Below are 13424 nucleotides of genomic sequence, written 5' to 3' on the forward strand. Positions count from 1 at the left end.
ACCCCTTTCTGCTTATACATTCTCCAATGCCTGTTCCAGGTCTGCAATGATGTCTTTTACATTTTCTGTTCCAACGGAAAGCCGGATTAAATCCGGTGCTACACCTGCTTCAATTAACTGCTCATCTGTCATCTGACGATGTGTATGGCTGGCAGGATGCAGGACACAGGTTCTGGAATCTGCTACATGTGTTACAATTGCAGCTAATTTCAGATGATCCATAAAGGATACGGATACTTCCCTACCACCCTTTAAGCCAAATGCAATAACACCACAGGTGCCATTTGGCATATATTTTTCTGCCAGTGCATGATATTTGTTATCCCTTAAGCCCGGATAATCTACCCATGCCACTTTATCATTTGCATTTAAATATTCTGCTACCTTCTGGGCATTTTCACAATGTCTTGGCACTCTTAAATGTAAAGTTTCCAGCCCGACATTCAGTAAGAAAGAATTCATTGGGGATGGAATGGAACCAAGGTCACGCATAAGCTGTGCTGTTGCTTTTTCGATATAAGCCAGCTTACCAAATTTCTGAGTGTATATAATTCCATGATAGGATTCATCCGGCTGTGTCAGCCCCGGATATTTATCTTTATATTTCTCCCAATCAAAATTACCACTGTCAACGATACATCCACCCACTGCCATGGCATGTCCGTCCATATACTTGGTAGTAGAATGAGTTACGATATCTGCTCCCCATTCAAAAGGTCTGCAGTTAATCGGTGTTGCAAATGTATTATCTACGATAAGTGGTACCCCATGTGCATGGGCAACATGTGCAAACTTCTCAATATCAAGTACTACAAGGGATGGATTAGATAAAGTCTCCGCAATCACCGCCTTGGTATTTGGTAAAAATGCCGCTGAAAGCTCTTCTTCCGATGCATCCGGATCTACAAAGGTACAGGAAATTCCCTGTTTCTTAAGTGTGGTTCCCAGCAGATTAAAGGTTCCACCATATAAGGAGCTGGATGCCACAATATGGTCTCCTGCTTCACAGATATTAAATACTGCAAAATAGTTGGCTGCCTGTCCGGATGAGGTCAGCATTGCTGCTATACCGCCCTCTAAATCTGCAATCTTTGCAGCTACTGCATCATTGGTCGGATTCTGAAGTCTCGTATAAAAATATCCGGCTTCCTCTAAATCAAATAACCGTCCCATCTGGTCACTGGTATCATACTTAAATGTAGTGCTCTGGTAAATCGGTAATACTCTCGGTTCCCCCTTGGTTGGTTTCCAGCCAGACTGAATACATTTTGTCTCAATCTGATAATTCTCTTCCATCTTTCCTTCTCCTTTATACCATATGTAATATATTATTAGAAAATACCTGCATCTATCTATCATTGTCTCTGATAAATGCAGGTATCAGTTTTATTCCTCCCAGTTGTGATATACTTCCTGTACATCATCATCTTCATCCAGAAGATCTAGGATTCTCTGGATATTGATAATATCTTTCTCGTCTGTTAAAGAAACATAAGTCTGAGGAATCATGGTAACCTCAGCACTTGCCATTGGAATATTTTCTGCTTCCAAAGCTTCACGTACTGCACTGAAATCATCCGGTGCTGTAATTACTTCAAAGCTGTCTTCCTCTTCTGAGAAATCCTCTGCTCCGGCGTCCAATGCCATCATCATCAAATCGTCTGCATCCATATCGCAGTCTTCCTTGGCAATGATAATCTGACCCTTCTGGTCAAAAAGGTAAGATACACAGCCCTGTGTTCCGATATTTCCCTGACCCTTTGTAAATGCATTCCTTACATTTGCAGCGGTACGGTTCTTGTTATCGGTTAATGCGTCTACAATAATTGCAGTTCCGCTTGGACCGTATCCTTCATAAGTAACCTGTACATAATTTACGGAATCACCGTCTCCGGCTGCTTTTTTAATACCACGCTCGATGGTATCGTTTGGCATATTATTCGCCTTTGCTTTTGCAATTACGTCTCTTAATTTACTGTTGTTAGCAGGGTCTGCTCCACCCTCTTTTACCGCAATTGCAATTTCACGTCCTATAATTGTAAATATTTTTCCTTTTGCCGCATCATTTTTCTCTTTCTTATGTTTGATATTGGCAAACTTGGAATGTCCTGACATAATAAATCCTCTTTTCTATCCGTATTTCGTGTATTATTCTACCATTTTTTCATCCTGCTGACAAGTCGCAGTGTCAGACTCGGCAGATTCTGACCTTTGCGGAACAACATGTACATATTTTATCATCTTATCTTCCACGGAAAGTACTTCGAAAATATAGCCTTTGTATTTTACTTCAAAGACTTCGTGCTCCGATGGAATTTTATCAATAAGCGAAATCAGAAGGCCATTTAAGGTGTCATAATCCTCATCTTCAAAATCAAGATTCAGTGCTTCCCCTACTTCCTCTAACGGTGTCATTCCATTCATTACAAATGTTCCGTCCGGTTTCTTCTCTATATAGGTATCTTCCTCATCATGTTCATCTAAAATATTTCCGACGATTTCCTCTAAGATATCCTCCATGGTGACCAGTCCGGCTGTCTGACCATATTCATCCACAACAATTACCATATGCTCTTTTGCCGACTGCATCTCCTGAAACAATGCATTGATGTTGCGTGTCTCCGGTATGAAATCCACCGGACGGATTAACCCGTCAATTTCCTTAATCGGCTTCTTTAAAAGCTCCGGTTGTCTGCTGTAGGATAAGGTCTCTTTGATATGTAATACTCCGATAATATTGTCTATGGTATCAGAGTATACCGGCATTCTCGAATAATGGCTGTCTATCACCAGAGTGATTACATCTTCAAAAATGTCATTTCCATCCAGTGCAGAAATGTTTTTACGGTGTGTCATAATATCACCGGCTTCTTTATCACCAAATTCAAAGATATTATGTATCATCTCCGCTTCATTTTCCCGAAGGACTCCCTGCTCATGGCCTTCATTTACCATGGAAATAATTTCTTCCTCTGTTACATCCTCGGAATCTTTGAATGGAAGTTTATGAAAAATTTTTTTAAAAAATCCTGTATTCGGACTCCCTCCGTCATCCATTTTTGAATACTCTCCTTTTTATACATATTTCTGAAAAATATAACATTTTAGGCAAAAATAGTCAAGTTATGTATATAATTCCAGACTAATCTTCAGTGCTTTGTCGATTTTCGACAGAATTTTTCCATCCAGATGACACACCTTATCTTTTAATCGTGTCTTGTCAATGGTACGAAGCTGTTCCAATAAAATAACCGAATCTTTTACAATATCATATTCATGACAGGACAGCTCCACATGGGTCGGCAGCTTCGCTTTATTCATCTGTGATGTGATTGCGGCACAGATAACCGTAGGACTGTGCCGGTTTCCTACATCATTCTGTATAATCAGAACCGGTCTGATTCCGCCCTGTTCCGAGCCTACTACCGGTCTTAAATCCGCATAATAGATATCTCCTCGTCTGATAATCATAATATACACTCCATAGAATAGGTTTTACTGAAAGTATTACCAATTTTATCAAGTGTATACTGTTCTAATCCTGAAAATAATCTTTATGTTCTACTTCTTTGTTGTTTTCGAAATAGATTCTTGGAATACGTTTGCCAAGACAGCAGACAAATTCATAATTGAATCTGCCGGATAAATCCCCGATTTCTTCCGCTGTAATGATTTCATCGCCGTCTCTGCCAAGAAGTGTTACCTCTGTTCCAACGACAACATCCGGCACATCAGTAACATCCACCATAAACTGATCCATGCAGACTCTGCCAAGAATCGGTACTCTTTTTCCCTGAATCAGTACAGAACCTTTGTTAGATAAAGTTCTCGGATAACCGTCTCCATAACCGACCGGAATCGTTGCCACCTTCGTCTCTCTGGTTGTGGTATAGGTTCCACCATAGCTGATTTCCCTTCCAGCCGGCAGTGTCTTTACATAAGAAACATGACTCTTTAATTCCATTAACGGGTGCATTGGCAGTCTGTCTTTTTGCACTTCATCCGATGGCCAGAGTCCATATAATGTAATTCCCGCTCTTACAATGTCCATATTTGCTTCCGGCAAATCAATAATTCCTGCACTGTTTGAACAGTGTGCATGATGGAAAATAACGCCTTCTTCTTTGCACATTGCAATCATTTTCTGAAACAGTTCAAGCTGCTTATGGGCACCCGTTTTGTCTTTTTCATCTGCCCTTGCAAAGTGGGTAAAAATCCCCTCCATTATTATATGTGGCAGCTTACTGATTTGCGCTACCTCTCCTGCATTTTCTTTTTCCACCTGATAACCAATCCGGCTCATTCCAGTATCCACTGCAATGTGAATTGCCACATCCTGATTTTTCTTTGTTGCAGCTTCAGAAAGTGCAACTGCCATATCATACGTAAATACGGCAGGCTCTAATTTCTGTTCTACAATAATCTCATATTCATCCGGGAATGCAAAACCAAGAATCAGAATCGGCTTCTTAATTCCATGATTTCTTAAAATTACGCCTTCTTCCACTGTGGCCACACAGAAGCCATGGAGATACGGAAGCGGCTCTAATACACGGGCAAGTTCCGTTGCACCATGTCCGTATCCATCTGTTTTAATTACCGCAAACATGCTGGTATCTTTCTTTAAAAGCCGGTGCATTGCCTCCATATTCTCAATGGCCGCATCCAGATTCACGCTGGCATATACCCTGCTATATCTTTTCATTTCATTCACCTCAAATTATTATTATGACAACACATCGGATAATCCGTTTATAATTTCGCCTGCAGTCAGTCCATGCTTTGAAACTGTTTTGCTCCGTTCATCTGCTGCCGCCGCATGTACATATACCCCAAGCGGTGCCGCCTGCTCTGCAGATAGGCCCTGCGCCATCAGACTTCCAATAATTCCGCTCAGTACATCACCACTTCCCGCAGTAGCCATTCCGTTGTTACCGTTCCGGTTAATAAATGTTTTCCCATAAGGAATTGCCGTTACCGTTCTGCTGTCTTTCAAAACACAGATTACATTATATTCCCTTGCGAAATCTTCCGCAACCTGCTCAATATTTTCTTTGATATAGGAAACGGCAAGCTGTTTTAACCGGGACATTTCCCCTAGATGTGGCGTTAATACCAGTTCTGTATGCGGGCGAAGAAGCTGTTCGGTCTGCTCTGCTATGATATTTAATGCATCGGCATCTACTACCATTGGTACTGCCGCATTCTTAAGTACCGTCTTTACAATACTGTGTGCCACATCACTTTTGCCAATTCCAGGTCCTAAAATAATAACATCTGCCCAGGACAGACATTCTATCAGCTGCTGTGTATCAGCCTTTTTTGCAGAATAGGTAGTAAGAACTGCCTCCGGCACTGCTGTCTGTAAGATAATACGGTTTTCTTCCGGTGTATATATTCTCACCAGACCACAGCCACTGCGATAAGCTGCCTTTGCTGCAAGAACCGCCGCACCTGCCATATTCACGCTTCCGGCAACCAGAAGGACTTTTCCAAAGGTTCCCTTGTTCGAATCAGCAGCACGATTATTTAAAAAATTTAAATCTTCCTTTGTGATTGCATAAGCTGCAGGTCTTTTATCTAACCAGCTTTCTTCTCCGATTCCGATATCCTTAACCGTAATATTTCCGCAGTATTCTGCACCAGGAAATAATACCATTCCGGTCTTGCAGTAAGCAAAGGTTACGGTATCATCTGCTTTGAATGCACCACCTAATACAGTTCCATTATCTGCCGAGACACCGGATGGTATATCCACCGCCAGCCGGTGGGCACTGCTCTGGTTTAGCCGTTCCATCAAGTGCACCAGTTCATCATCTAATTTTCGTGATAATCCTATGCCAAATAACGCATCAATAATCAGGCTGTAGGAATTTGCATCCTCCATTTCATCAATAAATGGTACACCATATGATGTCAAGATTTCATACTGTTCTTTTGCCTGCTTTGAAAAATGTGTTTTATTTCCATAGAGATATACTTCAACCGGAATGTGGGATAAGTATAACAATCTTGCAATTGCCATACCATCGCCGCCGTTATTTCCGGTTCCACACACTACCAGCACGCGATTACATGAAATTTCTTTTTCCTGTATTACTTCTATCGCAGAAAGTGCTGCCCGCTCCATTAGAACCATGGATGGCACTTTAAAATGTTCGATTGTATTGGTATCACATGTTTTCATTTCCCGGGAATTTACAAGATATTCCATAAATTAATTCCTTTCGTCCGCATTTTCCACCGCTTTTTTTCCCTGCAGACGGTCTTCATCTTCCTGCCGCAGATCAAATATATTTAAAATATCCACACCAAAAATATCATGCATATAAGAATAAATCTGCCGGTTGTTGATTTCACGGTTCTGTTTTTTGATGATATTTTTCTTAAGTTCTACCCTTACCTTATCAATCCAGTCCGTAATTTCATCTGCTTCTTTGCTGTTCTGTCTTAGTCTCTCATAGCAGTAACGCATGCTTTCTAACATAAGTTCCTGATTTGCACTGTTTATATTTCGTGGAAGTTCAATTAATTCATCCTCAATTTCTTCCATTTTGACATTGACTTCATCAATCAGTCTCTTGTCTTCATCTAATTTTCTGGAAGAAATATCCCCCTCATTTTCCTCATGAGTTCCTTCCATGTTGACAACAATGCTTTTCATCAACCGATTCTTTGTCTTTTTCAGTTCTTTCAAATCATTATTAAGCTTTCCCTGCTGTTCTAACAACTGATTTACCTTTTCTTCCAGCTGCTTGATTTCACTGGTTTTTCCGCTTAACGCAAAAAGTCTGTGCCATTTCTGATCCAATACAAGTATTGGTACTTTTCTGCTTTCTAATGCTTCCAGAAATTCCTTGTCATCTTTCATGCAAAAACACCTCTATTCCAGCGTTTCCTTTTCCCTTTTGTTCTTTGTCATATTATAGGATAACTGCATCAGGCTGTCTGATAAATGTACATTTTCCACTACAACATTTTCATCCAACACTTCCAGATCCACATGGGCAAAATTCCAGATTGCATGTACACCAAGGCTTACCAGCTGGTTGGCCACAGCATCTGCCTTTTCTTTCGGCATAGTCAGTGTAGCAATATCTACCTTATGTGTCTTTACAAATTCTTCCAGTTTATCAATCATTTCGATTTTATTGCCACGAATGGATTTTCCGCATAACTCCGGATTCACGTCAAACAATCCTACTATGACGAAGCCGAGTTTTTCAAACTTCACATAATTGGCAAGTGCCTGTCCTAAGTTACCAGCTCCAATAATAATAATATTATGCTGTTCATTTAATCCCATAATCTTTCCGATTTCTTCATACAGAAATTGTACATTGTAACCATATCCCTGCTGTCCAAAACCACCAAAATTATTTAAATCCTGTCTGATCTGCGATGCGGTCACTTTCATTCTTGCACTCAGTTCATTCGATGAAATACGTTCTACCCCTTCATCTAAAAGTTCCCCCAGATATCGGTAATATCTTGGCATTCTACGAATTACTGCCTGTGATATTTCTTTGCTCATTCTGCCAGTTCCTCCTGCTCTCAATACCCTACAATAATTATAGTTTCTTGCCGAAAGGATGTCAATGTGTTACAACTTTAACAATCTTTCTGTAAACTTAATTCTTCCCATTTTGCATAGAGTTCTTCCAGCGCTGCCTCTTCCTGCATCTGCTCCTCATGGATTTTGTTTAATTCATAGGAATTTGATGCTACCTCCGGCTTTGACAGTTCATCATTTAATGCTTCTATCTTTGCCTCTCTCTTAGCAATTTCATCTTCTGTACGCTTTAATTCGTTTTCCAGCTTACGTTTTGCTGCCTGCTGTTTCTTCATTTCTTCCCAGCTTAACTTCTGTTTTCCTCCGCCGGATATCTGCTCTGTTCCATTATTTTCTCCAGTTCCATCGGAAACAATGACATTTCCTTTTGCCACTGAATTGTCTGCACGATCCTGTGTAGCTGTGCCAAACGCCGCTAACTCCTGAACTTCCTTTTTCTCCAGATAATAATCATAATTTCCAATATAATTTAGAATTGTTTCATTCTTTAAATCAAGAATTCTGCTGGCAGTTTTATTAATAAAATAACGGTCATGGGATACATAAAGCACCGTTCCGGTATAGGAATTGATGGCTGACTCTAAAATTTCCTTTGACATAATATCAAGGTGGTTGGTCGGCTCGTCTAAAATTAAGAAGTTCGCATTGGATAACATCAGTTTTGCCAGTGAAACACGACCTCTTTCTCCACCACTGATATCACGAATCCGCTTAAACACATCATCATCCGTAAATAAAAATGCTGCTAACACATTTCGAATCTTCGTTGCCTTCAGATTCGGATAAGCATCTGCAATTTCATCAAATAACGTCTTATCCGGGTCTAAGTTCTGATGCTCCTGATCGTAATATCCGATTTCCACATTGCTTCCAAGCTTTATCTCCCCGGCATCTGCGTCTACAATTCCATTGATTATCTTTAAAATGGTGGTTTTCCCGGTACCGTTATTTCCGATTAAAGCAACTTTTTCCCCTCGCTTAATCTGAAAATCAATGTTTGAAAACAGTTTATGCTCGTAAGATTTTGAAAGACCTTTCACCGAAAGTACATCATTTCCACTGGTAATTTCCGGCTCCAATGTAATATGCATATCTGTTTTTTCATCGATTGGCTTCTCAATACGTTCTATTTTATCCAATGCCTTCTCACGGCTTTCCGCACGCTTAATGGACTTTTCCCGGTTAAAGGATTTTAACTTGGATATTACTTCTTCCTGGTGCTTGATTTCCCGCTGCTGGTTATAATACTGTCGCAAAAGACTTTCCCGCTGTATTTCCTTCTGCCTCGCATATGCGGTATAATTTCCCGGAAATACCGTTGCCGTATGGCGGGATATTTCCACTACCTTCGTAACAATCCGGTCTAAGAAATAACGGTCATGGGCTACGATAATTACGGCTCCTTTATAATTCAAAAGATAGTTTTCAAGCCATGCAATCGATGCCATATCAAGGTGGTTGGTCGGCTCGTCGAGCATGATAATGTCAGGCTTGGTTACCAGAAGTCTGCCTAATGCCACTCTGGTCTTCTGTCCTCCGGATAACTCTGACATTTTCTTTCCGAAATCATTTTCCGAAAAACCAAGTCCCTTTAACACACCGTTTATCTCACTGCGAAAAGTCAGTCCGCCCTCTAACTCAAAGGCATGGCTGAAACGGTTATACTGCTCCATATATTTCTCTAATTCATCTGCGCTTACATGCTGCATGTCTTCTTCCATTTTACGAAGCTTTTCTTCTTTTTCAATTAATGCATCGCAGGCATGAAGCACTTCATTATAAATGGTCTCGTTGCTGTCTTTATCCTGATACTGGGCAAGATAACCGATGGTTTTTCCTTTTGCAACGGTTACCTCGCCACTGTCCGGTGCCAGCTCTCCCACTATAATTTTCAATAACGTAGATTTGCCGGCACCATTGATGCCGACAATTGCTGTTTTCTCATTATCTTCTACATGAAAAGAAACATTCTGTATTATGGTGTCTGTCCCAAAGGATTTACTGATATTCTGACAGGCTAAAATCATGGAAGTCTCCTCACTTTTTCTCTTCGCCCCATAAGTAAAGCATTCTTTACAAGGGGCTTTTTATAGCTGAAAATTCCGGGACGGCACACTATTCTGCCCTCCCGGAGTATAAAATTTATAACATTTTCTCTAATGTAGCACGGATTGCCTTGATAAAGTCTTCACTGTTTAATACAGTCGGATTTTCAATTGTAGTAATCAGTGCAAGGTCTTTGGTCATCTTTCCGGATTCAATCGTATCTACACAGGCTTTTTCCAGTTTGTCGGCAAATGTGCTTAACTCCTGGTTGCCATCTAATTCACCTCTCTTACGAAGTGCTCCGGTCCATGCAAAAATAGTTGCTACGGAGTTGGTGGATGTTTCTTCTCCCTTGAGGTGTTTATAATAGTGACGCTGAACTGTTCCGTGTGCAGCTTCATATTCATAATATCCTGCCGGTGATACCAGTACGGAAGTCATCATGGCAAGGGAACCAAATGCAGATGATACCATATCACTCATAACATCTCCATCATAGTTCTTACATGCCCAGATAAAGCCGCCCTCTGCTTTCATCACACGGGCTACCGCATCATCGATTAAGGTATAGAAGTAGGTAATTCCTGCTTCTTCGAATTTTTCTTTATATTCCGCATCAAAGATTTCCTGGAAAATATCTTTGAAAGTATGGTCATATTTTTTGGAAATGGTATCCTTGGTTGCAAACCATAAATCCTGTCTGGTAGAAAGTGCATAGCTAAAGCAGCTTCTTGCAAAGCTTTCGATAGAATCATTTAAGTTATGCTGTCCCTGGACAACACCTGCTCCGGTAAAGTTATGAATCAGCTCTCTTGTTTCCGTTCCGTCCTCTGCTGTATAAACCAGTTCACATTTTCCCGGTCCCGGAATCTTCATTTCAGAAGCCTTGTATACATCACCGTAAGCATGTCTTGCAATGGTAATCGGTTTCTTCCAGTTCTTAACACATGGCTCAATTCCCTTTACAACGATTGGTGCACGGAATACCGTTCCATCTAACATTGCACGGATAGTTCCATTCGGACTCTTCCACATTTCCTTTAAGTTGTACTCCGTCATACGTGCTGCATTTGGTGTAATGGTAGCACATTTTACTGCAACACCGTATTTCTTTGTTGCATTTGCAGAATCTACAGTTACCTGGTCATCCGTTTCATTACGATGTTCAAGACCCAGGTCATAATATTCTGTGTTCAAATCAATAAATGGTAATAACAGTTCATCCTTAATCATTTTCCAAAGGATTCTTGTCATTTCGTCTCCGTCCATTTCAACCAAAGGGGTAGTCATTTTAATTTTGTCCATCTTTCTATCCTCCATTTACTATTTCAGCAGATTGTCCCAGCCATAATTATCCATATTTTCAATAGTATTTAACATATGACTTGTCGCAAGCAGTTCTGCTTCTTTTGCATTGTGCTGCTTCAATGCTTCTACAATCTTTTTATGTTCATCATTTGATTTTACCACACGATCCGGCATTGACAAAGTGATTTTTCGAACTCTTTCCACATAATGATGAAATGCAGACAATTCATGCTTTAACATTTTGCTTCCGGAAGCTTCATAAAGCACCTCATGAAACTTATTATCCAGCTCCAATATCTGTGCATAATTTTCCTTCTTAGCATGAAATTCCACCAGAAAAATGTTTTCTTCCAGTTCCGCTATCTGCTCCTTGGTAATTCTGTCTGCCGCCCACTTTGTGCAAAGTCCCTCCAGCCGTGCACGGATTTCATAGATATCTTTTACGTCTTCTTTCGTAATTCCCTCTACGAATGCTCCGCGGTTTGGAATGATTCTGACGAGTCCTTCCAGTTCAAGCTGCCTTAAGGCTTCTCTTACCGGAGTACGGCTGACACCCAGTTCATCACCCAGGGTTTTTTCTTTTAATTCTTCATCGCACTTGTATTTTCCGGATAAGATATTTTCACGAATCGTATGAAATACTCTTCCGCTTAAAGAATATCCTTCTTCGCCCACGATAAAGCCTCCTTAATTTATAATACAATTCCGAGTTTTTTACAACAGTCAGTTATCTGTACTACAAGTTCGTTATCTGTAATTACAGTTACACGTCCCTCATCATACTGCTCGTCTACCCACTGTTTGATGGTCTTTACCAGTTCCGAATTCTTATCTACTTTACGGTCATCACTGAGACGGTAATAGGTATTAATCCAGTGTGCAATTCCAGCAAGTCCTGATGTATTGGAAACAGATACCAGTGCCGGACGATTTAAGAATTTTTCGGTATCAAAAATGTTATAAATTTCTTCATTTTTCAAAAGTCCGTCTGCATGGATACCTGCTCTTGTAACGTTAAAATTACTTCCGACAAATGGTGTACGGCTTGGAACCTTATAATTCAATTCCTTCTCATAATATTCTGCCAGTTCTGTGATAACTCTGGTATCCATTCCATCCAGGGTACCCTTTAACTGCGCATATTCAAATACCATTGCTTCCAGAGGTGTGTTACCGGTTCTCTCACCAATACCAAATAAGGAACAGTTTACGCCGGATGCACCGTAAAGCCATGCTGTGGTCGAGTTATTGACTGCTTTATAGAAATCGTTGTGTCCATGCCATTCAATCAATTCAGAAGGAACTCCTGCATGTGTGGTAAGTCCGTAAATGATACCCGGTACACTTCGCGGAATTACTGCTCCCGGGAAGTTTACACCATATCCCATGGTATCGCAGGCACGAATCTTAATCGGAATATTGTATTCTTTCATTAACTTCATCAGCTCTAAGCAGAACGGAATTACAAATCCGTAAATATCAGAACGTGTAATATCCTCCAAATGACATCTTGGACTGATTCCAGTCTCTAAGCATTCACGAATCACACTTAAGTAAAGATTCATAACTTCGCTTCTGGTCATTTTCATTTTATAGAAAATATGATAATCGGAGCAGCTTACCAAAATACCGGTTTCACGCAGTCCCAAATCTTTTACCAGCTGGAAATCCTGTTTGCTGGCACGAATCCAGCTGGTGACTTCCGGGAATTTATAACCACGCTCTAAGCATTTATATACGGCATCACGATCCTTCTTGCTATATAGGAAGAACTCGCTCTGACGAATTTTACCCTTTGGTCCGCCTAATTTATGTAAGTAATCATAGATGGTTACAATCTGTTCTGTGGTATATGGTGCTCTTGACTGCTGACCATCACGGAATGTTGTATCAGTAATCCAGATATCCTCCGGCATATTATGCGGAACGATTCTGTCATTAAATGCAATTTTCGGAATTTCCTCATATGGAAAAAGATTGCGGAATACATTTGGTTCCTCAACATCTACAAGCTGATAAAAATGCTCTTCCAACTGTAATAGATTAGTTTTTTCATTCATAACGACTTCTCTCATGGAACACACTCCTTTTGATTCACAAATATTCTTGAATAATTGTATACAATTATACTTGTATGTGTCAAGAGCTTTTTCAAGATTATTCCAAAAAAGTGAATATTTATTAGTATTATCCTTTTTTATCGGTAGATAATAGTATTGTAACCATTCGGTTATATACAAATGCTAAGGAGGAAATTTACTATGTCTAATCGTTCGAAAAAATCTTCTGTTCCAGAAGCACAAAGTGCATTAAACCGTTTCAAATTCGAAGTTGCAAGTGAGTTAGGTGTACCACTGTCTGAGGGATATAATGGGGATTTAACTTCCCGTCAGAATGGTTCCGTAGGCGGTTATATGGTAAAGAAAATGATTGAGGCGCAGGAAAAGCAGATGGCTGAACGTTAACACATCTTTTTCATTGCCCACTTAGATGTCAG

Annotated in this window: 13 protein-coding genes; 1 reads left to right on the forward strand and 12 read right to left on the reverse strand. The window is 40.3% G+C overall.

Annotated features, from left to right (window positions below; translation table 11 throughout):
- Positions 1 to 12: 12 nt before the first annotated feature.
- The 12 genes from DWY37_RS01930 to DWY37_RS01985 all read right to left on the reverse strand — a co-directional run bounded on the left by DWY37_RS01930 (position 13) and on the right by DWY37_RS01985 (position 13002).
- Entirely contained in the window at positions 13 to 1296 is a 1284-nt protein-coding gene (locus DWY37_RS01930; protein ID WP_118540653.1) for an O-acetylhomoserine aminocarboxypropyltransferase/cysteine synthase family protein, read from the reverse strand.
- 90 nt (positions 1297 to 1386) lie between these two features.
- A complete protein-coding gene (locus DWY37_RS01935; protein WP_117698396.1) occupies positions 1387 to 2115 on the reverse strand; it encodes a YebC/PmpR family DNA-binding transcriptional regulator in 729 nt (242 codons plus the stop codon).
- Positions 2116 to 2148: 33 nt separating this feature from the next.
- Entirely contained in the window at positions 2149 to 3057 is a 909-nt protein-coding gene (locus DWY37_RS01940; protein WP_118544382.1) for a hemolysin family protein, read from the reverse strand.
- A gap of 66 nt (positions 3058 to 3123) precedes the next feature.
- Positions 3124 to 3471, reverse strand: a complete 348-nt coding sequence (locus DWY37_RS01945) for a type II toxin-antitoxin system PemK/MazF family toxin (protein WP_022243776.1) — start codon at positions 3469 to 3471, stop codon at positions 3124 to 3126.
- Between the two features lie 64 nt (positions 3472 to 3535).
- Positions 3536 to 4705: an alanine racemase gene (gene alr, locus DWY37_RS01950; protein ID WP_118540651.1), complete on the reverse strand. Its 1170-nt coding sequence runs from the start codon at positions 4703 to 4705 to the stop codon at positions 3536 to 3538.
- Between the two features lie 21 nt (positions 4706 to 4726).
- Positions 4727 to 6214 (reverse strand): NAD(P)H-hydrate dehydratase, encoded by a 1488-nt coding sequence (locus DWY37_RS01955; protein WP_118540649.1) that lies wholly within the window; start codon positions 6212 to 6214, stop codon positions 4727 to 4729.
- 3 nt (positions 6215 to 6217) lie between these two features.
- Entirely contained in the window at positions 6218 to 6871 is a 654-nt protein-coding gene (locus DWY37_RS01960; RefSeq protein ID WP_118540647.1) for a hypothetical protein, read from the reverse strand.
- A gap of 12 nt (positions 6872 to 6883) precedes the next feature.
- Positions 6884 to 7534 carry a redox-sensing transcriptional repressor Rex gene (locus DWY37_RS01965; protein ID WP_118172605.1) on the reverse strand — a complete coding sequence of 217 codons (651 nt, stop codon included), beginning with the start codon at positions 7532 to 7534 and terminating at the stop codon, positions 6884 to 6886.
- Positions 7535 to 7611: 77 nt separating this feature from the next.
- Positions 7612 to 9600 carry an ABC-F family ATP-binding cassette domain-containing protein gene (locus DWY37_RS01970; protein ID WP_118087440.1) on the reverse strand — a complete coding sequence of 663 codons (1989 nt, stop codon included), beginning with the start codon at positions 9598 to 9600 and terminating at the stop codon, positions 7612 to 7614.
- 115 nt (positions 9601 to 9715) lie between these two features.
- A complete protein-coding gene (locus DWY37_RS01975; protein ID WP_117841030.1) occupies positions 9716 to 10924 on the reverse strand; it encodes an NADP-dependent isocitrate dehydrogenase in 1209 nt (402 codons plus the stop codon).
- 18 nt (positions 10925 to 10942) lie between these two features.
- Positions 10943 to 11602, reverse strand: a complete 660-nt coding sequence (locus tag DWY37_RS01980; protein ID WP_117698399.1) for a GntR family transcriptional regulator — start codon at positions 11600 to 11602, stop codon at positions 10943 to 10945.
- A 17-nt stretch (positions 11603 to 11619) separates the two neighbouring features.
- Positions 11620 to 13002, reverse strand: a complete 1383-nt coding sequence (locus tag DWY37_RS01985) for an isopropylmalate/homocitrate/citramalate synthase (RefSeq protein ID WP_022243768.1) — start codon at positions 13000 to 13002, stop codon at positions 11620 to 11622.
- 186 nt (positions 13003 to 13188) lie between these two features.
- On the opposite strand from DWY37_RS01985, the gene DWY37_RS01990 reads away from it, so the two are divergent.
- Positions 13189 to 13392: an alpha/beta-type small acid-soluble spore protein gene (locus tag DWY37_RS01990; RefSeq protein WP_022243767.1), complete on the forward strand. Its 204-nt coding sequence runs from the start codon at positions 13189 to 13191 to the stop codon at positions 13390 to 13392.
- Positions 13393 to 13424: the final 32 nt, after the last annotated feature.

The sequence above is a fragment of the Roseburia sp. AF25-13LB genome (assembly GCF_003478915.1).
Taxonomy (GTDB): Bacteria; Bacillota; Clostridia; order Lachnospirales; family Lachnospiraceae; genus Roseburia_C; species Roseburia_C amylophila.